The sequence below is a fragment of the Mycobacterium sp. MUNTM1 genome (assembly GCF_054660795.1).
In genome coordinates this window covers 10,860-33,786 of the sequence record NZ_BAAGDE010000063.1, presented here as the reverse complement: position 1 = coordinate 33,786, position 22,927 = coordinate 10,860, and the positions used below count along the sequence as shown (strand labels likewise).

20 protein-coding genes and 1 riboswitch are annotated in these 22,927 nt (G+C 61.3%); all 20 genes read right to left on the bottom strand.

Features of this window, described 5'->3' with window-relative positions:
- Nucleotides 1-128 precede the first annotated feature (128 nt).
- Complete coding sequence (locus ACYQ8K_RS25905) at nucleotides 129-425, bottom strand: DUF4193 domain-containing protein (RefSeq protein WP_459973570.1); 297 nt, start codon at nucleotides 423-425, stop codon at nucleotides 129-131.
- A gap of 44 nt (nucleotides 426-469) precedes the next feature.
- A complete protein-coding gene (locus tag ACYQ8K_RS25900) occupies nucleotides 470-2,332 on the bottom strand; it encodes a fatty acyl-AMP ligase (RefSeq protein WP_459973568.1) in 1,863 nt (620 codons plus the stop codon).
- A gap of 202 nt (nucleotides 2,333-2,534) precedes the next feature.
- The gene (locus ACYQ8K_RS25895) at nucleotides 2,535-2,891 is read right to left on the bottom strand and encodes a hypothetical protein (RefSeq protein WP_459973566.1); all 357 of its coding nucleotides are present in this window, start codon (nucleotides 2,889-2,891) and stop codon (nucleotides 2,535-2,537) included.
- Between the two features lie 177 nt (nucleotides 2,892-3,068).
- Nucleotides 3,069-4,217, bottom strand: coding sequence for a phosphoribosylaminoimidazolecarboxamide formyltransferase (locus tag ACYQ8K_RS25890; RefSeq protein WP_459973564.1), 1,149 nt, complete (start codon nucleotides 4,215-4,217; stop codon nucleotides 3,069-3,071).
- A 23-nt stretch (nucleotides 4,218-4,240) separates the two neighbouring features.
- Nucleotides 4,241-4,320: riboswitch (ZMP/ZTP riboswitch) on the bottom strand.
- Between the two features lie 317 nt (nucleotides 4,321-4,637).
- Nucleotides 4,638-5,012 (bottom strand): hypothetical protein, encoded by a 375-nt coding sequence (locus tag ACYQ8K_RS25885; protein ID WP_459973562.1) that lies wholly within the window; start codon nucleotides 5,010-5,012, stop codon nucleotides 4,638-4,640.
- A 25-nt stretch (nucleotides 5,013-5,037) separates the two neighbouring features.
- The gene (locus ACYQ8K_RS25880) at nucleotides 5,038-5,217 is read right to left on the bottom strand and encodes a hypothetical protein (protein ID WP_459973560.1); all 180 of its coding nucleotides are present in this window, start codon (nucleotides 5,215-5,217) and stop codon (nucleotides 5,038-5,040) included.
- 163 nt (nucleotides 5,218-5,380) lie between these two features.
- Entirely contained in the window at nucleotides 5,381-5,788 is a 408-nt protein-coding gene (locus ACYQ8K_RS25875) for a hypothetical protein (protein ID WP_459973558.1), read from the bottom strand.
- Nucleotides 5,772-6,164 (bottom strand): hypothetical protein, encoded by a 393-nt coding sequence (locus ACYQ8K_RS25870; protein WP_459973556.1) that lies wholly within the window; start codon nucleotides 6,162-6,164, stop codon nucleotides 5,772-5,774. The genes ACYQ8K_RS25875 and ACYQ8K_RS25870 overlap by 17 nt, the downstream gene beginning before the upstream one ends.
- 40 nt (nucleotides 6,165-6,204) lie before the next feature.
- Nucleotides 6,205-6,417, bottom strand: coding sequence for a hypothetical protein (locus tag ACYQ8K_RS25865; RefSeq protein ID WP_459973554.1), 213 nt, complete (start codon nucleotides 6,415-6,417; stop codon nucleotides 6,205-6,207).
- Nucleotides 6,418-6,467: 50 nt separating this feature from the next.
- The gene (locus tag ACYQ8K_RS25860; protein ID WP_459973552.1) at nucleotides 6,468-6,875 is read right to left on the bottom strand and encodes a type II toxin-antitoxin system VapC family toxin; all 408 of its coding nucleotides are present in this window, start codon (nucleotides 6,873-6,875) and stop codon (nucleotides 6,468-6,470) included.
- A 4-nt stretch (nucleotides 6,876-6,879) separates the two neighbouring features.
- Complete coding sequence (locus ACYQ8K_RS25855; protein WP_459973550.1) at nucleotides 6,880-7,152, bottom strand: type II toxin-antitoxin system Phd/YefM family antitoxin; 273 nt, start codon at nucleotides 7,150-7,152, stop codon at nucleotides 6,880-6,882.
- A 54-nt stretch (nucleotides 7,153-7,206) separates the two neighbouring features.
- Nucleotides 7,207-10,272 carry an FtsK/SpoIIIE domain-containing protein gene (locus tag ACYQ8K_RS25850; RefSeq protein ID WP_459973548.1) on the bottom strand — a complete coding sequence of 1,022 codons (3,066 nt, stop codon included), beginning with the start codon at nucleotides 10,270-10,272 and terminating at the stop codon, nucleotides 7,207-7,209.
- Nucleotides 10,273-10,406: 134 nt separating this feature from the next.
- Entirely contained in the window at nucleotides 10,407-11,150 is a 744-nt protein-coding gene (locus tag ACYQ8K_RS25845; protein ID WP_459973546.1) for a hypothetical protein, read from the bottom strand.
- Nucleotides 11,147-12,757 carry a hypothetical protein gene (locus tag ACYQ8K_RS25840; protein WP_459973544.1) on the bottom strand — a complete coding sequence of 537 codons (1,611 nt, stop codon included), beginning with the start codon at nucleotides 12,755-12,757 and terminating at the stop codon, nucleotides 11,147-11,149. The genes ACYQ8K_RS25845 and ACYQ8K_RS25840 overlap by 4 nt, the downstream gene beginning before the upstream one ends.
- Nucleotide 12,758: 1 nt before the next feature.
- Nucleotides 12,759-14,141 carry a type VII secretion-associated serine protease mycosin gene (gene mycP / locus ACYQ8K_RS25835; protein WP_459973572.1) on the bottom strand — a complete coding sequence of 461 codons (1,383 nt, stop codon included), beginning with the start codon at nucleotides 14,139-14,141 and terminating at the stop codon, nucleotides 12,759-12,761.
- 5 nt (nucleotides 14,142-14,146) lie between these two features.
- A complete protein-coding gene (gene eccD, locus ACYQ8K_RS25830; RefSeq protein ID WP_459973543.1) occupies nucleotides 14,147-15,634 on the bottom strand; it encodes a type VII secretion integral membrane protein EccD in 1,488 nt (495 codons plus the stop codon).
- 15 nt (nucleotides 15,635-15,649) lie between these two features.
- Nucleotides 15,650-16,219, bottom strand: coding sequence for an ATP synthase subunit B family protein (locus tag ACYQ8K_RS25825; protein WP_459973541.1), 570 nt, complete (start codon nucleotides 16,217-16,219; stop codon nucleotides 15,650-15,652).
- A 23-nt stretch (nucleotides 16,220-16,242) separates the two neighbouring features.
- Complete coding sequence (locus ACYQ8K_RS25820) at nucleotides 16,243-17,529, bottom strand: MinD/ParA family ATP-binding protein (RefSeq protein WP_459973539.1); 1,287 nt, start codon at nucleotides 17,527-17,529, stop codon at nucleotides 16,243-16,245.
- Between the two features lie 38 nt (nucleotides 17,530-17,567).
- Nucleotides 17,568-19,649, bottom strand: a complete 2,082-nt coding sequence (locus ACYQ8K_RS25815) for a hypothetical protein (RefSeq protein ID WP_459973537.1) — start codon at nucleotides 19,647-19,649, stop codon at nucleotides 17,568-17,570.
- Nucleotides 19,639-22,614, bottom strand: coding sequence for a hypothetical protein (locus ACYQ8K_RS25810; RefSeq protein ID WP_459973535.1), 2,976 nt, complete (start codon nucleotides 22,612-22,614; stop codon nucleotides 19,639-19,641). Before ACYQ8K_RS25810 ends, ACYQ8K_RS25815 begins: the two co-directional genes overlap by 11 nt.
- Between the last annotated feature and the right edge of the window lie 313 nt (nucleotides 22,615-22,927).

The following is a 22,927-nucleotide window of genomic DNA, read 5'->3' as shown; positions in this document are numbered from 1 at the left end:
AGTTCGCTCTACAGTGGACCACGACCCACCAACCCCAAGCCGCATAGCGACTGGACCACCGAATGGGTCCCCCTCAGGTGCACCTCGGTGATCTCAATTAATTTGTCGTAGCGGGGATTTCAGCCCGGTTAGGCGCAGTCCGTGCAGATCGGTTGATCGTTCGTGTTGCTGGCGAGTCGGCTTTTGTGTTCGACGAGAAAGCAGCGGGCGCAGATGAATTCGTCGGCTTGTTTGGGCAGGATGGGGGCTTGTAGTACTTCGCCGGAAAGGTCGGCGCCGGGCAATTCGATCGGGTCGGCGGTGTCGGGGTCCTCGTCGAGGAGTAAGTCCTGTCCGCCGTCGCGTGCTGGGCGTAGCCTTTCGAGTGAATCGTCCTCGGAGACTTCGGCGTTGGTGGTGCGTGGCTTGTCGTAATCGGTGGCCATGGGGACTCGCTTTCTTCGGTGTGAAGCCTCGAATGCCTGGTGCTCTACTGGCTGCGGTTGAATAGTCCGGCGAGGTATGCGGTTCGGCAGGCGTTGCGGGCCAGTTTTCCGCTGGTGGTACGCGGAATGGTGCCGGCGGCCACGAGTTTGATGTCGGCAACGCGGATGTGATGCTGGCGTGCGACCGCTGCTCGCACGGCATCCTGGACCGGGGTAGGGTCGGCGCGGCCGGCGCCTGCGGCGCGTTCGGCCACGATGACGAGTTGCTCGACGGTTTTGCCGGCCGATGATTCAAGCACTCCGTGGGGAATTGGGAACGCGGCGACGTATCCGTTGCGGATGGCTGTTGAAGCCTGGCTGACCGTGGTTTCGATGTCGTGGGGGTAGTGGTTTCGACCGTCGATGATGATGAGGTCTTTGATCCGCCCGGTGAGATACAGTTCGCCGTCGATGTAGACGCCGAGGTCCCCGGTTGCCAACCAGCAGCTATTGTCTTCGGCGCCCTCAGCGTGGCTGCCGTGCTCTAATCGCGATTGCAGTTTGTTGGCGAATACATGCTGTGTTTCGTCTTTTTTGCCAAAGTATCCGCGGCCAATATTGTTGCCGTGCAACCAGATTTCCCCGATCGTGCGGTCGGGAACCTCGGCGCCGTCAGGGTCGACGATCACAGCCCACTGGTTGGGGATCGGTTGGCCGCATGAAACGTAGGGGACCGTGCCTGCGGTCACTGGCGCGACGGGGACCGCGCGGCCGCCGCCGAGCTGGTCACGGTCAAGGTAGATCGCGCTGGCCTTGGCGTCTTGCGCGATACTGGCCACCGAGAGTGTTGCTTCAGCCATTCCGTAGGACGGTTTCACCGCCGTGGCAGGCAGACCGTAGGGGGCGAACGCGTTGGTGAATTTGTTGATCGCCGACATCGTCACCGGTTCTGACCCGTTGAGCAGGCAGACAACATTGCTGAGATCGAGGCTCTCTCCTTGGGGCGGTAGGCCGCGTTCGGCGGTCAGCTCGAAGGCGAAGTTCGGTGCGGCCGCAAACGTGCGCCCGGACCGGCCTTCGGCGCCTAGCTGCTTGATCCACCGGTAGGGCCGCCGCAGGAAGGCCATGGGATCCATCAGCGTGATGGATTCCCCAAACAGTGCAGGGAACATAATCATGATCAGTCCCATGTCGTGATACAGGGGAAGCCAGCTGACACTGCGGACGTGTAGGTCCAGCCCGCCCGCTAGGACCATCTGGATGACGTTGGTGCACACGGCGCGGTGGATGATTTCCACCCCAGCGGGGGTGCGTGTTGACCCGGAGGTGTACTGCAGGTAGGCGACGTCATCGGTATCACGCGATATGTTGGAAAAGCTCGCGCCGAGTGTTTCGGGAACTGCATCGACGGCGATCAGTCTTGGACGTTGTTGGGGCGGTAGCGCTTTGATAAATGTGCGGATCGGCTCAGCGGCGTCGGTAGTGGTCAGCACTGCGGCGGGCCGGGCGTCGGCCATCACCGCGGACAGACGCTCAGCATGCCCGGATAACGTCGGTGCGAAGAGCGGGACCGCGACGTTGCCGGCATGGACCGCAGCGAAGAAAGCCGCAACGTAGTGCAAACCTTGTGGGGCGACGATCGCCACCCGATCCCCCGCCGAGGTGACTTGCTGTAGCCGAGCGCCGATCGCACGAACTTGTGACCACAGCGCGTTCCAGCTCAGATCAACAGCCTGCCCATCTTGATCCTTGGCGTAGTCAATGAAGCGATAGGACCGGCGATCACCGAAAGCCACCCGGTTGCGGTCCAGAAACGATGTCAGTGTCACTCCATCGGGAACCACGATCGTGCCATCGGCAAGAACGTAGTCCGCGAGATCGCCGACTGTAGCCGCGCCAACATGACGCGAGAACGGATTCTCGACCACGACGAGCAACAATAATAGGTGGACTAACTATATGTACCCATGAAACCCGTCACACCTGCATTGCGGTGTAATTGGGACCACACTGCTCCGCTCTGTTTGAGCCACCTTCGTGCGCCGTCAAAACGCCAAGGTATGGATTTCGATCCGCCCGTCGAGGTCGGTGCCGACTTCGATACGAATCGGCTGGGTCCGGAAATCCACGCTAATCCCGGGCGATCGTGCGCGGGTATACGTTCTCACCGGCGGGGTTGAGTACAGCAGCGTGAAGACCCGGACCGTCGTCAAAGCCTTCGGTCAAAAGCATCGCCAACAACTCGTGTGGAGTTCCCCCGTCGTAACCGAAGTTTATTCCGTCGAGTTCAAGCGTGTTGCCTTGGTCGTCGACGAACTGGACGATTTTCGACTCGGCGCCGTGCTCGCTGGCACCTCGTATGCGGTCAGGCTCATCGGGGAACGTCAGAATAACGTGGTTCCAGTCACCGAATTGTTCCCGGACTCGGTGATAGAAACTCCACGCTTGGCTGGTGTCTGGATTGGCTCCGCGGTTGCTCAGCATCACGGGTCGCACATTAGTCGTGAGGACTGACAATTGGTTGGCAGGACGCCAATTGCCTTGTCGCTGCACTAGCGCAGGCGGCGTTCGCCGCGATGGACAGTCGGCAGTGACACAAAGAATCGTCTCAGCGATCTCGCGGGCGCCCGCCTGGTTTAAACGTTTTCGATCCGAGACGGCGGCTCAGTGGTGGAAGAGTCGTGTGTTGGTGTGGGCCAGGGTGATGCCCAGCTCTTGGCAGGCGTCGCGTACTTCGTCTGTTCGTGAGGATCCGCCTGGTTCCACGATGCAGGTCACCCCGTAAGACCGTGCGTGGTCGATGTTGTCGCGGAAAGGGATGTATCCGTCGGAGACCATCGTGATGTCGGTCAGCCCTTTGTCCCAATCCGTCCAGCGTTGGCCATCGACCCTGGGGCCATCGAGCCCAGTGAGGGCGGCTAAGGTCGCGCGTTGTGCCGATGTCATGTCGTTTTCTGCGACGCGGATCTGCCAGTTGAGTCGGTCTTGGCGTGCTGTGGCCGAAGGGAACGCAAGTCCCTGGACGGGTGGGTAGCGTCGGCGCCACCAGATCGTTGATTTGTGTCCGGCGAGTCTGGTGCAATCCACCCGAGATTGTTGACCAGCTCCGATTCCCACCGTCATACCGTCTTTGATGTAGGCCACCGAGTTGGATTGTGTGTAGCGCATCGTGGCCATGCCCAATAGCGCGTCGCGGGTCTGCCGCTGATTCAAGGCTGGACCGTTGATGACGTGCAGCAGATCGGCTGTCAGTGGCAGTTGGTCGCGCTGCTGTTCGAGTCGCACACCGTAGACCTCGCGGCATTCCCACTCAGGTAGCTGGTAGTCCGGGTCGGCTTGCAGGACAAGGAATTTACCGCCTTTCTTGCGTGTCAATGTTTGCATGGTTCCGGGGCTGAATCCGGGGGCGATGATCCCGTCGGAGACGACTCGCCCCAAGAGGTCGGCTAATTCCTCGTCGACTGGTTCGGACACCGCGATCATGTCTCCAAACGAACTCTTTGGGTCTGCGTCGCGTGCACGCACATACGCGCTCGTCAGTGATCCGATGACGCCGTCGCCCAAGCTCCATGTCTGGCGCGTCGTGGCGTCGACTTCGCCCGCGATCGCCGCACCGGCCGGCGACACATGTTTGAACGACGCCGCGGCCGGCGAATCGGTCGCAGCCTTCGCCTCGCGCACCAGCTGCCAGGCGTTCAACGCGTCGAGGAGGTTGATCATTGACGGGCTGCCGTGCAGGATCCGGACCGGGCCGTCAGCAGCAGAGAGGATTCGGCCGCGCTGGTGCGGGTTCATGCCATATCGCAGGTCCATCGCAAACTCCTCGGAAAACTACCGAGGAGCACCCAGGCGTTCGACGCTCCGACTGTCAGCTTCCCCGTGGTGTTCCCACGCAACGCCAGTCGCAGGCATCAAGCATAACGGTGACATGGAAAGGTAATCCACAGGCTTAGGAGGTCAGGCAGATTCGAGTCGGTTACATCGCCCGCAAGGGTGGCGTGGTTTGCCCCCTGTGGAAGACCGACCCGGCGCGGACCAGGACGACCACGTGCGGTGCATTAATTGCGCGCCAGCGCGGTTGACGTGGCGGCGATCAGCAACCTGGGCACGGCAAGAACAGTTGTCCGTGGTCCGGTGCGTTCGTGACCTTGCTCCGCAACTGTACTGCGGCAAGGGAAGATTCGATCAGATTCGCCTTACACTCAGGTGGCTCCACTGCACGGTTCCGCAGACTCACGCAGTAGATTCACGTTGCGGGCAGCTGTAGGAGCCGTCGGGTGTGCCGACATGCACGAACCACCGGCTTGCGAGCCAGGCCACGGCAGCCATCTTGTGCTCGTGTTTGGGCTCGAATGACTTTTGGATCGCTGTTAAGTGTCGGCCGGCGGTCTCGGCGTCAATACCTTCTGCTGGCTGCATTTCGCAATCCGTTGGCAACTTGCCGGCGAACCACTTGTTCTGGAATTCCAACCACTCTCGGAAGTGCGGGTAATCAGCCGGGATCGCTTCGAAGGGCGGCAGTAGGCTGCCCAATACTGCCGGGAATGCCAGGAGCACATCGTCTACCACCTGCGGTCGGGCGTACAGGTCAACAATTTTGCCAGTCATGCGTGTCTCCGGTTTCTTCGTACCTTCATCGGTCGGCCGTCAGGCCGCGCTCCGCAAGGACGCATTCGATGCCGCGGTTGAAATCCCCGCCGAGCGACAGACTGAGTCGGTAACGCTGATTGCGTGCCCACTCCTCGGCATCGGCCGCGGCCAATCCAGACAGAGCAGCGGTGGCGTAGTTGACGCCACGGTCGAATTCACCCATCAACGGACCTCCCTCGCCTACAGTTACGGGCCTGCGCTAGCTGAGATTTCATCTTTGGCACTTCGTGTGTCGGCATAGCGGACTCATCGCTTCGCCGCCGCTGATTAGGTTTTCCGCCGCCTTCCAAGGTAATTCGCGCATGTTTTCAGTGCCTTTGGTGGATTTATGTCTCGGCAAGCGGCGCCGCGGGGCCGCGTTCTAAGACGAGCGCTGGCAAAAGCCCCGGTGTGAAGCGGAAGGTGCCGGTGAGGTTGCACCAGGCACTCAGTGTTGGATCGCCAAGAACTATTCGACGGAACACGGTGTTCTCTGTACCGGGCCGCGCAGCGATGGCCGAGCGTTCCGGAAGTTCTTCGAGAGCGTCCGCTGAGGTGATCACTTGGGCGTTAGGGGACCACAGTTCGTCGATCACTGCTTGCTCGGTGTGTCGCCTCCATTCATCTTCGGTGGTCACGATCACCCCGCATCGGCATTGCCCTTGATCGCCGTCGCCGAGCATCCAGTTGCATTCGTGGGCATCGACGATGGACTCGGTGCGGGTGCTGTCCGATTTGTTATCTGTCAGGCTCATGCGTCTCAATCTCCTCGGCGTTACGGCAGATAGCTTCTACAGGTTGTCTCGGCGGTTGGCGATATCGAGCAATGGTTCGGCGTGGCACGGTTGATTCAGCGGGCAAGACCGCCAACTCGTGCTCCGCTTCGCGCGGAGTAGCGAACGACTGGGACAGCGCGCGAATACTTGCGTCGCTGTTCCGGGTAGCGACCGCATAGGCCCACTGTTCTCTCGCGGTGATGGTGACGCCGCGGACAACGAGTGTCTCGGCAAGCGCTGCTGCGCCCAGGGTGTGACTTCCATCGACTTCGCGGATAAGTGTCGCTAGGGCATTGATCGATTCAGCGCTGTGTGGGAGCTCGGCGTCAGCCGATTTCAGATCATTTCTTGCCATTGGTGGGTCTCCTTTGCTGTGGATTCGAAAGTCGGTGCGTTTACTGGATCGCTCGCAGCCGGGTCACCGAGTCTTGGTGGGTCTCGATCCATTCGTTGCCGGCGGGAGTTGTCCCGTAGTTGCCGCCGGCGCTGTTACCCAGGAATCGGATCAGTCCCGCATCGCAGAGCGCCCGAATTGTGTTGGCGCGGGCCCACTTCGTTTCTTCTCCGTGGTACGCCGCGAGAAGAGCCCACAGTTTCGGCTCGCTCATCCGTATTCGTGTCGGCGACACGGTTCGCTGGCTTTCTTTACGGGACGGTTTCATGTTGCTTTGCCCGGTGCGGCGGTTGTTATTCCTAGGGCGTCGGCGGCTTCTGTGAGCCGATGGTCGTAGGTGACCAGTGCGGTCAATGGCGCAGCGGTTGCGGCGGTTTGAGCAGTGGCCAGGTGGATCGCATCGAGCGAGCGCAGTGCGGGGTGGGGGTAGGCAGCGGCGGTGGAGCGAATGACCTGGTCGATTTCGAACCGGTCCAGCCTGGCTATTACCGACGGTACGGTCGGCAGCCCTTCTGGGGCGACTACTCGTATGGCTCTTGAGAGCTCTACTTCGGTCAGAACAGATGTTATCCAACGTAGTTCGATGTGCGCGTCGAGCCAGTCGCCCAGATGGTCAGATTCGGGCTCGATCCGAATCAACTTGACCAGTGCCGAGGTTTCCAGGTAGATCACGGGGCTAGTACCGTTCCTGGCCGCGCATTTGCTCGAGCAGCGCGCCGGCGTCGAGGCCGCCGTGCATCGCGATCGTGGGCCGAGGTGCCGGGCCGCGCATGGTCGCTGGTTGTACCCTGCCGCTGCTAATCAGCGTGTCCAGCGGGCCGGCGGAGGCGGGCATTATTCGGGCGATGACCTCACCGCGTTCGGTAATGGTGATCTCCTCACCGCCCTTGACGCGGGCCAACACCTTCGACGTCTCTTGGTTGAGGATCCGGATAGACACTTCGCTCATAGTCACCAAGGTACTACATATTTGTTCTACACGGTAGGTGGTTGCCGCAAGATGTCATCTGCGTGCCTCATATGTTGCTGCGGCGTTGGCGATTTGGAGTATTGGTGGTTTGCCGTTGGCGGCTGCTTCGACGCGGTCGGATATGAGGTGGGCGCGGCCGGGGACGAGGAAGCTGGCGCTGCGTATGCCGTCGCGGATGACGATGCGGTTGGCTGCGGCTAGCGAGATGATGTGCGCTCGGGATTCTTCGAGTGCAGCGAGCGGGAAGTTGTCTGGGCTGCGCTGGCTGTCGCTGACGAAGTTTTCGTGTGTGGTGCTGGCCAGGACGTGTACTCCGATGCGTTGGCGGATGCGGATGATTTCTGAGAGGAGCCGCGCGGCGTGCGGTGAGGATCCTTGGTTGTTTTTGTAGAAGTCGATGTTGTCGACGATGAGGTAGAGCTCGGGCCCGGTGAAGTAGGTTTGTTGTTCTTCTTCGGTGGGGTGGAGGTCGGGGTTGGTTCCGATGCGCCGGTGCATTTCGGCGAGGACTTCTGTGAGGACTTTGTCGGTACGTTCGCGGTCGGCGTGAGCAGCGAGGTAGTGCTCTTTGGCGAGGAGGCGGCGTTGTCTGTTGAGTGCGCCGCGTTCGTCGAGGATGACGATTTTGGCGTCTTGGGGGGCGAACGAGCCCAGGATGCCTGTGATCAGGGTTGTCAGGGTGGTGGTTCGGCCCGATTGGGGGCGGCCCAGGATGAGGGTGTGTGGGCTGGTGTCTTGTGGGTCGGGGCTCCACGGTATGCCGATGGTTGTCATGTCGACGCTGTTGAGGCCTAGTGGGAGTTGTACGTTGCGCTGCGGGCGGCCGGGCAGCCGCGGCCGCGCGTTTTGCGTTGCGCACCAGGGTTTCCAGATCTGTGCGAACGATAGATCTGTGGGTAGTGGTCGCAGGACGGGTATGCGTTGGTCTGGTTGGGCGGCCGCGTTGATGCCTTCGCAGAGTTCTTTGATGGCCGCGCTGTGATCAGTTGCGGTCATGACTTCGATTTGGTCGACTGTGGGTTCTGGGATGTCTTGAGGGATGGGTACGGCGATGCGGGCGCGCAGTACTTCGTATTTGTCTTTGCCGTTGAGGGTGGCTCGTTCGATGGTCAGACCTGGCTGGTTGGCCGGGTAGTTTTTGAGGATCTGTTTGGCGGTGGGCCCAGCGTCGCTCATGTTCTCGGCGCCGCGCAGGTAGATGGGGCTGACTGATTTTTGGGCCACTGCGGGTAGGTCGTAGGCGGAGTTGTCGGTGGTGATAGCGAAGTGGACTCCGTTGTTGGGGCCTGCTTCGATCATTGAGCCCAGCGCGTTGAGCCATCCAACCGCGGCGCCGGCGGCTGCCATGTCTTCGTTGTTGAGTTGTGCTTTCAGGGATAGCCAGCCGTCGATGGCGACGAAGAGGTATCCGTAGGGGTCGGCGGGTTGTGGGTTGGCATCTCGCCAGTGAAGGTACTCGCGGATGGAGTTGAGGTCGTGTAGCGCGAATAGGCGTGACCGTAGGGTGATGATCCGTTGGATCTCGGACAGGATCCGGTCGCGCATTTCGCTGTTTCCCTGGCGCGCGTAGCCCGCGACGTTGGGCAGGCTGCGGACGATGCCGAGGTCACCGCCTTGGTCAAGGAGGAGCCATGAAACCATTTGGGGTGCAAAGCGGAAGCTGCTCGCGATGATCATTGTGGTGAGGGCGGTTGAGCGGCCTGATTTGGCGGTTCCGGCGACAACGACGCTGCCTGCGTTGGTGGTGAAATCCTCGCTCAGGACGCTCTGGGTGTGATCCCACGGGTGGTCAACGATGCCGATCGGAATGGTCAGGTCGTGTGGGCCTGCCGCGGGTTGTAATGCCGCGTAGCCGCTGAGTTGAGCGAAGGTGACGGTTTTGCGTAGCGGCGGGGTCCACAGGTTGCGCAGCTGCGTTTCGACCGGCATCGACAGTTTTTTGAGCAGTACCTCGATTTCGGAGTTCTCTGTTCGGATTCGGCCGTCGTCGGCGCGGGCGACGTCGTTGGGTGCGGCTGCGGCGCCGTCGGCGCGGTCGGGGCGGTCGTCGAAGTTGTTGGCCAGTGTGTAGGCCACAAGTTCGGCGCTGGCTACATCCGCGTGGGCGGTGGCGGTTCGGGCCTTCTTGTATTCAAGAAGATTGTTGGCGGCGCGGACGTGGACCGGGTCGGAGCCAGCGAATTTGAGGAAGAGATGTCCGCCTTTGGTGTAGTTTTTGGTGCGTTTGGCGATGTTTTCTTCCCAGGCGTCGTCTCTTCCTCCCAGCACCACTCGCGAGAGCGTGTCGCTGCGTACCGCCAGGGAAGCAGTGAAGTTCATTTCCGACCAGACAGCTTGCTGACCTTGCAGGAAGCCCAGCTCCTGGGAGGCGAGCATCAGCCAAACACCCACTGAGCGGCCCTGTTTGGCGATGTGGGTGAACACTCTGCTGAATTCGGATTTGTATTGGTCATAGAAGATGAACGCTTCGTCGATCAAGACGATGAGGATGGGCAGTGGTTCGAGGTCGTATCCGTTCTCACGGAAGTACAGGTACTTGCCGACGTCGGGGAGACCGATTCCGAGGCGGGCTTGTTCAGCGGCCATGAATCTCTTACGGCGTTCGATCTCGCCGAGAATCGTCGCGGCAAGCCGGTCAAGGATTTCGGGGTCGCCGGTGTCGTTGACGATGCCCGTGACGTGGGGTAGGCGCCGGAACCCGAGAAACGATGCTTCGCCTTTGAAGTCGATGATCATGAAGTTGAGCTTCTCCGGTGGGTGCCAGGCCGCGAGCGAAATCACCAGGTCTTCAAGGAACATCGATTTACCGGAACCGGTTTGGCCCTGCAACGGCCAGTGCGGGCCCTCTCCCCCGGTGTCTCCGGTGGCGATGTTCTTGATGAACGGTGTGCCGGTGGGGATTCCGTCTTTGTAGAGCGTTCCCAGCGGAACGTCTAGACCTGGGTTCCAGCGTCGCATCGTCCACAGTTCTTCCCGGTCGTATGTATCTAGATCGGGTATTCCCAGCAGTTCTGTCAGTCGCAGATCGCGGTTGTTGGCTGACGTGGCGTCGGTGTCGGCGGTGATTTCACCCGGGTTGGCTTCGCGGTAGCGCGCCATGCGCCGCGCGAACGCTTCAGCGGCCGGCCTGCTCATGGAGTCGACACGAGCGACTTCGGATTGCGGTGGGGCGGTGAGGATTCCTTGCTTGTCGACGACAAGGTATCGGGTCTTGTCGGACTCGAGCACTGAGCTCATTGTTCGCCCCGTTCTGTGTTGTTCGGGATTATCGTTGCCCTTGTTGGGTTTTCAGTGTATTCGCTATCGGGTTGGGGTGGTCCGGTTGTGATTGGCGGTGTAGTGGCGGTGTGTTCGGCGGTCTGTTTGCACGTGCGGTAGATCTGGTCGGCGAGGTTGGCGAGTTGTCTTTTGTCGGCGACCACGGGGCCTTGGACTGCCAATTCGATTGCCGTCGAGCGAGATGGAACGAGGTAGGGGCTGTAGTCGGTGTGGGGGTCGACACTGAGTGCGATGTCGGTATCGGATGCGGTTTTCGTGATGGCGTGGTCGGTGAGGTAGGCGCTCCACTCGTCCCAGGTGGGCTGCCAGCCTTGGTGTAGGTGGCTTAGCCGGTAGAGCAGATAGGCCGTCGTGGAGGTGATGGTCGCGTTGGGTGGTATCTGGTCGATAACGCGTTGTGCTGCTGGAACATATCGTCCGTCTCTTACCGCCGGGGAGTCGGGAATGCAGGCTGCACGGGAGGCCGGAAGATTCGGGGCGCCGCCCTGGAGGGCTTTGGCGAAGGCCAGTGCGGTGTCTATCGGCGCGTACATGATGTAGAGGCCGGCGCCGGCTACAGTGCAGCCGACGACGATCGCGCCGACCAGGAGCACAGGTTTGATGGGTGCAGTGATCGCGGTGGTGACCAAGCGGCGACTTACGCGAAGTGTCCAGGTCAGCGGGTTGAGCCGGGCGAGGATCGCCAGGAGCTGGTTCACGTGCGTTGGCTTTCGGCAAGCAGTGCTGACTCGGCGGGGTTGAATTCCCAGTGGGCCTTGATGACATCTGTCGTGGGGGTGTGGATGTGTAGCGTTTCTGGTTCAAGGGCGTCGATCACATAGCTGGGTTGTTGTCGGATCGGCGTGGGTGACCAGACGATCCGTACTGGCGCCGGTGATTGGCCGGCACCGTTTTGGGGGGGCGTCGCGCTGCGTTGATGTGTGGCGCCGACGGTGGTGATGGTGAGGTCGGGTGTGGAGTGGGCGCCCACGCCGGCGTTGCCCAGGACACTGGCGATCGCGGCCAGTTCGGGGGATCGAACTTCGATGCGCAGTCCCAGCGGTGCCGCGCGGATGAGGACCAGGCGCACGATGTCGATGTTCCCGATCAGCCATAGCGGTTCTGCGCAGGCCGTGGCGAGGTCCAGCCAGATACGTTGCCCGCCCGAGAGGGTGTGCCCGAGGTAGATTCCGACTCCCCCGGGCATGAAGCGTGTCGCGGCCGATTCGTTGATGGCCACGGTCCGTCCGGGGATCGCGGTTAGTTCGGGTGGCACCGCGAGGGGCAGCGCTGTGGTGGCTATCGCGGCGTGCTGGCTGTATTCGCGGCGCAGTTGGCTGACCTCTGCTAGTGCCACGGTGTCTAGGCGAGCGACTTTGTTGCAGTAGAGCTGCTCGATGTGGTCGGCTTCTTCTGTGGACGGGGTGATGTGGGTGATGGTGGCGCAGACTTCGGTGGTCCCGCGTAACCAGTCTGAGTGCGTTTTTGCCGTGGCGTCTTTGGTGGGGCTGAATCCGACCAGGTATGGGGCGCCGTTACCGGCGTGACGGAACCCTTCGTGGCCGACTGAGTCGCTGAGGAGCTCGACGAGATCCAGGTGTAGGGCCATGACGTCTTGGCGGGATAGCCGTTTGGCGTTGAAGCCTTGCAAGGTGATGGCGCGGTGAGCGCGGGCCGCGGCGATTTTGATCGTGCGGGTCAGTCCGGAGGCAAAGACTTCGCGGGGATCGCTGAAGCTGTCGATTTCGCGTGCTGCGATGCTGGGCATCGAGTCGGCCATGCTGATGGTGACCCGTAGGTAGGTGCGTCCGTACGCTACAGCGCTGACGGGTCCTGTTGTGGTGAAGGCAATTCGGGCGAGCCTGTCCTGGCGGGCGTAGGTGTAGCCGGCGGTGGTCAGCGTCAGGTCGTGCAGGGTGATGTCGAATTGGCGTAGTTCTCGCCGGATCGGGTCTAGGTCGAGGGTGGGACTTGACCAGGTGTTGTCTTGGTCGAGTAGGTGAACGGTGAATGGTTTTGGGGTGATCTCGATGATGATCGATGCGCGGGTGCGGGTGTGGTCCCACAGGATTGCTGTGTTGTCGTGAGAGATGATCTGGGCGAGGCGTGGTGTTCGTCGGGTGCTGCTGGCGCGGTGGCGGATCCATCCGATGAGCGTTCGGTCTCTGTAGGTGATGGTCAGGGCGGCGGCGGTGATCGCGGCGGCGCCGAGGGTGACGTAGGTCGTGTTAGTCGTGTGGATAAGGCGTGTGGCGGCCTGGATCGCGGTGACTGCGGCCGCCCAGCACAGCACTTTGGTTGCAGATGTGGTGGCTCCGAAATGCATGTTATTTCACTGTCTTTCGCCGTGCTAAGCCGATGATCGCAGCCGCCGACAGGATGGCGGCCGCAGCGCCGATGACGCCGAGCGTGATGTTTCGCGCCAGGGTGTCCGGGGCCGGTGGTGGCACATATTTTTGTGCAGCTTGCGGGGGGATCCCCGGTGCCACAACGGGGCCGGCATCGTTTTGGTTGTTTGTCAGTGCAGCGACTGCGTCGATGATCCCTGCGCCCAGGACGTTGGTGATGCTGTTGGAGGGGGTGTGCGCGGTTCGTTTGATCCGTGCGATGACTTGGTTTGCGGTCAGTGTGGGGTGTAGTTCGCGGATGAGCGCCGCAAGGCCGGAGACGTAGGCGGCGGCGAAACTGGTTCCGTTTTCGGGGATGGGGTTGGACTCTTCGACGAGTGCGTTTGTTAATGCCCCAGGTTGTGGTTCGGCGGGGTCGAGGGAGACGATGTCGACTGCGGGGGCGGCTGCGCCGACCCAGGGCCCTGGCATGGAGTGCACGTAGGGATCGCCGGTAAGGGTTGTTCCTCCGACTGAGAGGACGAAGTTGTCGAAGTATGAAGGTATGGAGACAGATTGGGTTTGTGTCCAGTTGCGTGGATCGGCGGGATTGTCGGGGTCTTGCTCGGGGTTGTCTTTGCAAGTTTCGTGGCCGGTGTTACCGGCGGCGGCGATGACGACAGCGTTTTTGACCACAGCCGCGTAGTAGAGGGCCCCGGCGAGGGGTTTGAGGTCAGGCAGATGTCCGGCGTCGACGCATGCTGTCAGTGACAGGTTGATGACGGTGGCGCCCATGTTGGCGGCGTGGACAATGGATTTGGCCAAGGTGGCCATGCTTGCGGCGCTTTTGTCGGCTGGGCTGAGGTTTGGAGGCGGGTTGTCCTCAGTGTATTCAGCCGAATGTTGGCGGATGGAGATGATGGTGGCTCCTGGTGCTACGCCGACGAATCCGTCGTTGACCGAGGGCTGCCCGGCGATGATGCCAGCTACCAGGGTTCCGTGGTGGTCGCAGTCTTCGAGCCCGTTGGTGGTGCCGACGTAGTCGCCTCCGGGCTGCACATTGGGCAGCCGGGAGACGGGTTGGACGCCGGAGTCTATGACCGCAATGGTTTGTCCGTCGCCGCGTGCGAATGCGTGTAATGCCTTGACGTTGAATACGTCTTGCGCGGGGATATTGTTGAATTGGGAATTGTCCAGGACCGCGGACTGGCCGCAATTTCGGTTCTGTTTCATGGGGTAAACCGGCGCGGGCGGAGTGTCTGGTGGCGCGATGTCGGTGCTGGGGTTGAAGGACCAGGGCGCGATCGCGGCGGCGGGCGCCGCTGTCGCCGTCGCTATGAGCGTGGTGAGCGTCAGGGCGAGGATGAGCCGAAGGGTTGCCATGTTGATCACCAGGCCCGGAATAGGTGGTAGAGGTCCATGAAGAACCAGCCGAGTATCAGGTAGGGGGCGCAGTAGACCAACAGCTCGAACATGTCGATCGCCTTTTTGGCCATGATGCTGGTCAGGGTTAGTTGCCGGACTGAGACGATCACCGCCAGCAGTGCGACCAGTGTGAGGATCCCCAACGCTGCGCCGGCGTTGGCGGTGAGCCCGTTTGCGGTTGTCGCCCCGGCAAGGAATGCCAGAACGGTTGCCGGGGCGGCGATCCAGAACGCGCCCTGCACTGCGGCGTCACCGCAGCATTGACCGCGAAACACAAGAGCGACCGCCATGGTGGCCGCGAAAACTGCGGCGAGCCACCACCGTTCGCGGGTGGCGATTCCCAAGAAGAAGGCCGCCGCCACGATGACTGACGTCAGGCCGACAGTGACGGCCAGGATGGCATATCGTGATGCGGCTACTCGATTTTTCTGGTGAAAGATCGAGTCCAGGGTTTCGTCTTTGCTTGTGATCAGCGGCAGCCGTGACACATCACCTTTGAGGTTCTTGATGTACGTTTCGCCGGTTGCCGGGATGTAGGGCAGGTTGATTTTGGCCAGCCCGAGTGCGATTTGCGGCGAGAATTTGATCATGACCAAACCCAGCGCCATCACTTGGGCGGCGATCACCGCCGGCGCCCAGGAGTACAGTCGCGACGCTAGCGGGGCGCTCACCGCGAGCAGAGCAGCTGTCGCGATGGTGACGTGCACGATGGGGTGACGCTTCGTGGCGGCGTAGAACACCACCGACAGTGTTGCCAGGATGATTCCGACCGTGATGATCGTGTAGATCGACACCGGGCGGGGAATGCTGATCGCTGCCGCGGCGGCAGTGAGTGCGTAGCCAAGCCAGTACCCCCAGCGGGGGACGGATTGGGTTTCAGGATTGTCGGCGTAGTCACAAACGACGGTGATCGCGAACAGCAGCATCGCGCTCACTGTCAGCGCCGAGATGATCCCGTAGCGGATCAATGCCGACAGCGTCGGGTGGGTGTCGACGAATACCACGATCCCACTGAGGCTCAGCGCCGAACACAGCAGGAGCACCGCAGCGGCGAGGGGCCGTGAGTGTTTGGCCGACCAGGCGGGGAACTGCTGGGTTTGCAGATCGGAGACGAACTCCGCGACGTCGTCGATAAGTTCGGGGTACACCTCTTGAGGGTCGCCTTTGCGGAGGTATAGCTGAACACCTTCGTGGACACCGGCTTCGGCCAAGGTGCCGTCGAGGGGTACAGCTTTTTGTCCGAGCATTTCCAGATGCCACGATTGGGAGTGACCGTCGAAATACTCGGTGCCGCGGCCGGAGTCACGCAGGATGTCTTTGCATTTGTCAACCAGCGAGGCCATCATCAGCGCGACGGTCGTGTGAGCCGGCACGCGCAGATCGATACAGTGCTTCGGTATCGCGATGGACACGCCGACTAGGTCTTCGTCTTCGCGGGTACTCAGGGTCACAGTTGCCGCACTTTCTTAGTTTTCCACGTCGACTTTTTGCCTCCGCTGCGGCGGAGCTTCAAATCCCATACTAGCCAACGCTTTACGGGTGATGATCCGCTCAGAGACAACGGATTCGTACTCTGCGCGGTATTGCCCGTCTGCGTCATCGAGTTCATTGCCTAGCTCTTCCAACGCTGCCGCCTCTTGCGCCGCAGCACTTTCGATCATCGCTCGTATCCGCTCGGATTCTTCAGCCAAGCGCGCGTCGTATTCGGCGATGATCCGCTCGCGCTCGTTTTCGTTCTGGGTCTTGGCAGTGCTGCGTAGCTCTTTGGCCTGTTGATCAGCCTCGCGGTATATCCGAGCGGCTTCTTCTGAGGCCTGCCGTCGGCGTTCCTTCCCGGCTATCGAGGCCTGTTTGAGGGCGGCCTCTTTTTGTTCCCGAATTTGGGCCGTCAACTCCCGCAAATTGGTTTCAGCCGCGCGCCGTCGATCCTGAATGGGTGCCAGCGGCCCCAGGGTCGATGATCGGACCGAATGCCTGCGCTCGGCGGCAGCCGTCAGCCGCTGGCGCACGTCCTGCATGTATGCTTCGATGTCCATCGGGGCTTCCTCTCTAATCGTCTCTAACGGTGAGTGATTCGATCATCAGGCAGCTTGTCCATCACCAACGCCGCGGCCCGTTCAAACTGGCGGCGAGTGTTCTTCTGCAGAAGCGACAGATTGATTTCGCCACCGGCGGCAAGATGCTGATCGAGCGGAACCTCAATCAAGCATGTCGTGGCATCGTTTTCCGCTGACAGTTGCCGAACAAATTCGGCCTTGGTCCGGTCAACGTCAATCGCGACGTTCCTGCCCGGCGCGGCGTCGTTCCATATCAGAACTGTCCGGGTCAAGAGGTGTTTGAAATCCTTCTGCATGATTGCGATGAACCGCGCGGCCGAGTCCACGCTCAGCGCGTTCGGCACGGTGACCAAAACAACGGCATGCGCCGATTCGAGCGCCGGGGTGAAGGCCGGGGCTTGGCGGTCAGGACTCGTATCCACCAGGTTGATCATGTATTCACCCTGCAGAACCGAAATGATGCCGTTGTACTCGTCTTCGCTGAGCCGGTATTCGGCAACGTTTTCCGCCGACACGAGAGTCTGCAGCCCAGCACTATTGGAATAGAGCTGGACTTGCACTTCGCTTCCCGACAATGGGCGTTCTGTCCGTTCGTTGATGGAACGCAGGAACTGCCGTACATCCGATGCCACGGCCTTGTTGCGTTCTTTGGGCATCCGCCGCCGCAAGGAGCCGTCGGTGTCGGCGTCTATGGCGACGACGTCGCTGACATTGCGATGCACTGACAGTGTCGAACCCAGGGCCACCGTGATCGTCGATTTGCCCACTCCGCCTTTGAGACCGACCACGACGATGTTCCTGGGGTAGGCGATCTTTCGTTGAATGCGCAACACGTCGCGGTCGTATTCTGCTTCCTTGGCTGATTTCGCCAGCTTGATACCGACTTTGGCAAGCCCTCCACGCCAACCCTGACTTGGACCTGTCTTCTCCGAAGCTTCTGTCGACCACGCCGACTCGTCGATGCCCTGTGACGTGCGCGGCACAGGCCCGGTAGTGGGTCGGTAGCCCGGTTCGGCGTTCGAACTGTATTGCGGGATCGGCTGAGGGACAGCGGTATTGGTGTGCCGCCCGGCTGGCGAAGGAGGTACCGGCCAATCCTGGCCAGGCGGCATCGGTGGCGGGAAGGATGCCGAGTCCGCTGACCAGCCGCCGCCGGCGGGCAAGGTGTTGACCGGTTGCTGACCGATGTTGTCACTGCCTTCGCCCGGGGCGGGCGCGCCGGGTTGGGCGGGGCGCGGATGGAGCTCGCGGGGTGGTCTGAACTGCTGATTGTAGGGGTTGTGTGTCATCTCTCGTAGTCCTCCTTGTCCTGGATGAACACCGTGGGTTAGCGGCCGTAGAACTGGGTCACCCAGTTGCCTGATTCGTCGACTCCGGAGCTGAAAAATTTTGCAGCGGGCGGCAATACCGAATTCGTATCGATTTCACCTCGCCATCCGAGGGCTCGCAGCACGAGCTCGGTATAGAGGATGCGGGCGACGTGGGCCGATAACGGGGCCCGCGCGTCGGGCGGTTCGAGGGCGTTTCCTCGAGGGTCGCCAAGGGTTGAGACCGCCTCGGGCAGTGCTCGGCTGGTGCGTACCGCGGCCAAGGCCAGAAGGTCGGGGTCTGCGGATGCGTTCACCGAGATTAGTTCTCGGGTTTCTTGGCGCAGCCGTTGGCGCCACAGTGACGATTCAGCATGAGCGGCCGGGACGCTGTTGTTTCCGGTGGTGTTGCCGGCGCCGTTGCCGTTGGTGTTGGTTGTGGGCGGTCCCAACGGCGGTGCTGATCGGCGTGTGACCGCGGCGACGGTAGCGACGGTTTCGGCGGTGCCCACGACCGTTCCGTTTGTCCGAGATGGGGGTGTTGCGGTGGAGGAGGTGCTGGGGGTGGATTGGATCCGTGGTGCGCGATTGCTGGGTTTAAGGCGGGACAGAATCGTTTGCACGACCGACGTTTCGACCTCGTTGAGCGGGTCCGGGTTTGCGGCGGCGCGCATGGTGTTGACCACACCCAGGGCGGCTTTGGTTTCGGCGGAGTCCGGAATCATTCCCGGGGCAAGCCCGTCGCGGCCAGCGGGGGTGCCAATGCTGGTGCTGGTGTGGTTGTGTGGTCTGTCAGCCATGTGATTGAACCGTTCGCGTGCTTGGGTCGCCCATTGCGATCCGGACTGGCGCATCCCTGAGATCATGCGGTCGATCGCTGTGGCCTTGGTGTTCAGGCCGCCGGGGAACAACCATCGCCATGCCCCTGAATACGGTTGGCCGCTGTCGGACTTGGCGTTGTTGATGAGCCAATCGCGGATCGGGCCGTACCGTTTCTCCAGGCCCCACACCGCGGCGGCTAGCATGTAGTAGACCAGGGTCAACACCGCGAAGTGTACGAGCGTTGAGTCGCTGAGCGCACTCACGGCGGCCATGGTGAATTGTGGTCCAAGGCGGGCGATCCCGATGATTCCTGACGCGACGATCAGGTTAGCTACTGCCGAAAGCATGAACCGCAAGAATTCATCGATCGGGCGGTCCTGCCATACCGAAGCCGCGGCCGCGAGGCCGGCCGCGGCGAAACGCAGAATCGATAACGTCAGGTGTGTCACGAATGCGATAGCGACAACGAGCGCGAAACGCACGTAGATCAGCACCGGTATCCACGCGATCAGCGTCATGACGAAGGCGAGTCCAACCGACTGGGTTGCCTGCACTTGGTCGGCGGTCAAGCAGGACAGCTTGCCGCCGATGCCGCCGTGTGGGTCCGGTGTGATCATCTTGACCCAGGCTTTTCCGCATTCGGGTGAGAGCTGGGAACCGTAGTTGAGCAGCCAGGTCAGCGGGCGCAGGAAATCGGTGACGACTGCGCTGTCGCTGGTGGGTGCGTGACCCGATGCCGGTATCGCCGTGTGCGTGTCGGGTGTGCTGGTCAAGGCGGTGGTGGTGGTGCTATCGCCGGACTCGCCTACCGTTCCGCCCAGGAGCCTGACCCAGGAGGTCAGCACGTTGCGTAGGCTGCCGGCTGGGTTGTAAAGCATCCCGAGGATCAGCACGTACATGACGCCCGAGGCGACCACTCGCTGGGAGGCTTCTCGCATTGTCTGGCTGCTGTTGCGGGAGCGGACAGCGATCACCAGGACTGCGCCGAGCAGTGCAGCCGCGAGCAAGATGATCGGCGAGATGAAGGACAGCAGAGTCGAGGTGACCGATGTCCACATCCGTTGGATGGGGTCGAGCCAGGCTGCGGGGTTGACGACCCATGCCACCAGTTGTGATGCGTAGGCCGTTGGGATGACCACCGGTAGATACAGGATGTTGCTGGTGATCCACGCGATGAAATCGCCGGGCCCCCATCCTCCGTCGAGAAAGAGGCGATAGAAGCGAACTTTGCCTCCGTCGGTGTCTGTCAGCCCTGGCGGCAGGACCCAGTTAACCCACACGATGGCGGGCCCTGCGGTTCGCGCGGTGCTCGTCGACCCGGATGATCGTTCCGGGCCTCGTGTCGGCAAGGCGGGTGCGTTCGGGGATGAACGGCAGGAACGTCTGCATCTTCCCGGGGTTTCGGCCATCAAACCAGAACAGTTCGCCTTCGCGACCGGCTTCGGGCAGATGAGAGTTCGGCGCGGCCGGCGATAAGTCGGTGGTCATGATCCGCACCGCTTCTGGTGTCGGGGCGATGTGGACCTGTTGGAGCACCGGGATCGCGTTCTCGGATGCACGTTGCCGAAATCCAGCGCGGCGGGTCGCCAACTCCAGCCCAGTACCGAGGCTGCCCACTGTTTGAGAGCTGGCCATGACGATGTTTTTGAACTTGCGGCCCTGCTTGTTTGTGTCAGACAAGATGTTGCGCTTGATGATCGGAGCGTCCAGCGTGTGCGCTTCGTCGATGCAGAACAGATTGACGCGGCCGGACCGGTCGAAATAGAACTTGGCCAACGCGGCTATCGCGGTGAAGACACCGGTGGCAAGACGGCTGCTCGTGGCAGTCGCGGTGTCACCGTCCCGTAGCAGATATTGGCGGGTGTTGAACACGACGAATCGTGATTCGGATGCGTTGATGGCAGGCAAATTCCTGACGGTGCCGCTGAATAGATCGATGGGGTCGACCAGGCAGGCGGCTGCCGGCATGTCTTTGATGGCGTTGAAGCTGCGGCGCAACGTCACAGCGACCGCGTCGTTTTGTGCAGCGATGTGCTCGAATACTTGTCGGGTGGTGGCCAGCCCGACTGCGCCGCTGACCGGGCTGCGATGCATTGATCGGTAGCCGGGAGCGATGACGGTGGCCAGGCGTTCGTACTCTGCGGAATTGAGGTTGACCCCGAGCAGCGGGCACCACACGTCGAGCCATGGAGCTGTCGCCTCGTCCGGGGGGAGGCATTTCAGCAGATCCAGTGAAATTTCTGGGCGCACCAGATCGACGATGATCGGGTCACCGGGTGAGGGTCGTTCCGGATCGGCGAACGCTGAGGCAAAGACTTCCATTTCACCGGTGGGATCAACGGACCAGACTTCACCTTGGAGGTCATGCACAGCAGAGGCGATGTTTTTGTAGAACGTCGATTTACCTGTCCCCTGCTCGCCGAACATCAAGATGGAGCCATCTCCACCCTCGGTTCCAGTGAGCACATCAATGTAGACGACCTGGCCCAGCGCGTTTTCAAGGTTCACGCCGATCGGCCACCCGTACGGATCTCCGAGGGTCTGTCGGCGTATCGGCATGACAGCCCCGAGCAGCGCAGGGGTCTGTGTGAGCCGGGTGTCCTCGATCACCCCGCTAACTGTGGTGCAGGGCAACATGTTTCGCCACTGCTGGACTTGTGCGCCGACGTGACGGAAAAGTTGGAACCCGTCGTCGGCCATCTCGCCAATGACCTTGTTGAGTTTCTGTTCGAGCTGGTGATGGTTGGCATCGGCGAACGCAAACGTGACGTGGACGTTGGCGAGCATGTTTTCGGATCGGGCACAGTCATACACATCCCTGAATTGAGCATCGACAGCAGCGTATTCGGCGGCGTCGAATTCAGACCGTGACAGCGCCGCGTCGTCGGCATCATTGCGCCTCTGAGCTTTGGCGAGCTTGCCCGCAGCCGAGTCACCCGGCAGCGGCGAAAAGGTCACCCGGAAAGAGACATCGGCGTCCAATCCGTGAAAGCCGTCCACGATGCCGCTCATCTTGTGGATGGCCACCGACCCTTCGATGGAGGGCCCCGAGGCCAAGGTCAACATCGTCTGGTAGCTGGTGAGGCCGTCGGGAAAATCCGGTGTTCGGGTGCCGGGACAGTGAACGGCGATGCTCGATTCCTTGCGTAGCGATCGATACCTGTGGAACACGCCGTCGCGGAATATCCGCCGTAGGCGTCCAGCTTTGGCGCCGGCTTGCTCGGCCACCGCTGCGACGAACATATCGGCCAGTGCGTCAGCTTCGTGCCCGGTCGTGATCGTGACCGGCCTGAAGTTCCGGTTCCCGGCCACCATTGTCTTGTCGTTGTGGCGCGACGGTAGCGAAGGAACGATCAGAGCTCGCAGCGCGGCGCGTTCCAGCATCCAATCCAAATCATCGGGAAGCGTTCGCAACGCGCGGAACTCGGCTGGTAGGCAACTCCATAGATCGCGTTCCCGGCGCTGCGCTTCCTGCAGACTGATGCCGGCCCACGAGGGGGCCAGTCCAACCGAGTCCAGCAGCCGCTCGTATTGCTTCTGGTCGGTCGATCCGACTTTCACGGCCAACCAGAACGGCCGCTCGAAGCTCTTGCGTTGTCCCGTCACGTACTGGTTGTTGAAGTGTGTCAACGCTTTCGCGGCGTCGCGGTAGAGCGTGGATTCGTATTTTGCCCATTCGGGCACGTGGTCGATGCAGCGGCGCGTCAGTGTCTCTGGCCGCACCCTGACTTTGACACCGATCACGTGGACCTCGCGGATGAACGCCAGCTGCGACAAGCTGCTAAACAGCGATGCGTTCAGCTTCTGGCAGCTCTCAATCGAGTTGAGGCGATGCGATGTGAAATTGATTCCCTCTAAAAGGTAGTTGACCCAGATGTCACCGTTTTTCAGGATGACCATGTTGCCCACTCGCGATGCAATCGGCGACGGCCACTCGCGGTTGTTTGACCACTCGGGGTTCGCGATGCGTGAATGTAGCAGTCCCAACTGGGTTCCTTCCCTAAGTGCAAGGCCGGGCCGCGGGGGCGTCATCGCCGTCAACCAGCGCGCGAGAAGCCATGCCAGAACGACCATTCCGGCGCACACCGCACCACCTACTGACTGCATCCCCATGTATTGCAAGATGAACAGGCAGATGAAGCCCCCCAGCGCGAGCCCGCCCGACAGAACACCCATCCGCACCCACAGGATCCGCCATTCATACGGAGGCTTGAGCCTCGCGGTGAAAAACTTGATCCGGCGCATTCATGGCCTTCCTCGAATCGCTGTCAATAGAATTTTCCCACAGGCTCAGACTCACTTGATCGCCTTAGCGAGACTGTCTTGGCTGTTGGTCAGCGAATATCGCTTTCGCCGCGCATCTGCCAAAGGCCCGGCGGCCAGCTAATTTTCGGAGTCAACGAACTTCGTGTCATCCAGCGATGGGTCACCTTCGGCATCAGCGTCTCGCGTCGGCCGCCAACGGCCAGCCGACCTCGGATCAGGTACGCGGGCACCGGTCCCCGTCCCCTGGACGGTCGGATCCCAGCGTCCCGTATCGCGGCAGCTGCCTGGCGTT

What these genes read in the sequence shown, in the direction of transcription:
- ACYQ8K_RS25905 (WP_459973570.1), bottom strand. Translation starts at nt 425, where the DNA reads ATGGCCACCGATTACGACAAGCCACGCACCACCAACGCCGAAGTCTCC.
- ACYQ8K_RS25890 (WP_459973564.1), bottom strand. Translation starts at nt 4,217, where the DNA reads ATGGACCTGCGATATGGCATGAACCCGCACCAGCGCGGCCGAATCCTC.
- ACYQ8K_RS25885 (WP_459973562.1), bottom strand. Translation starts at nt 5,012, where the DNA reads ATGACTGGCAAAATTGTTGACCTGTACGCCCGACCGCAGGTGGTAGAC.
- ACYQ8K_RS25880 (WP_459973560.1), bottom strand. Translation starts at nt 5,217, where the DNA reads ATGGGTGAATTCGACCGTGGCGTCAACTACGCCACCGCTGCTCTGTCT.
- ACYQ8K_RS25875 (WP_459973558.1), bottom strand. Translation starts at nt 5,788, where the DNA reads ATGAGCCTGACAGATAACAAATCGGACAGCACCCGCACCGAGTCCATC.
- ACYQ8K_RS25870 (WP_459973556.1), bottom strand. Translation starts at nt 6,164, where the DNA reads ATGGCAAGAAATGATCTGAAATCGGCTGACGCCGAGCTCCCACACAGC.
- ACYQ8K_RS25865 (WP_459973554.1), bottom strand. Translation starts at nt 6,417, where the DNA reads ATGAGCGAGCCGAAACTGTGGGCTCTTCTCGCGGCGTACCACGGAGAA.
- ACYQ8K_RS25855 (WP_459973550.1), bottom strand. Translation starts at nt 7,152, where the DNA reads ATGAGCGAAGTGTCTATCCGGATCCTCAACCAAGAGACGTCGAAGGTG.
- ACYQ8K_RS25850 (WP_459973548.1), bottom strand. Translation starts at nt 10,272, where the DNA reads ATGGCGCGCTACCGCGAAGCCAACCCGGGTGAAATCACCGCCGACACC.
- ACYQ8K_RS25840 (WP_459973544.1), bottom strand. Translation starts at nt 12,757, where the DNA reads ATGCATTTCGGAGCCACCACATCTGCAACCAAAGTGCTGTGCTGGGCG.
- mycP (WP_459973572.1), bottom strand. Translation starts at nt 14,141, where the DNA reads ATGGCAACCCTTCGGCTCATCCTCGCCCTGACGCTCACCACGCTCATA.
- ACYQ8K_RS25825 (WP_459973541.1), bottom strand. Translation starts at nt 16,219, where the DNA reads ATGGACATCGAAGCATACATGCAGGACGTGCGCCAGCGGCTGACGGCT.
- ACYQ8K_RS25820 (WP_459973539.1), bottom strand. Translation starts at nt 17,529, where the DNA reads ATGACACACAACCCCTACAATCAGCAGTTCAGACCACCCCGCGAGCTC.
- ACYQ8K_RS25810 (WP_459973535.1), bottom strand. Translation starts at nt 22,614, where the DNA reads ATGCGCCGGATCAAGTTTTTCACCGCGAGGCTCAAGCCTCCGTATGAA.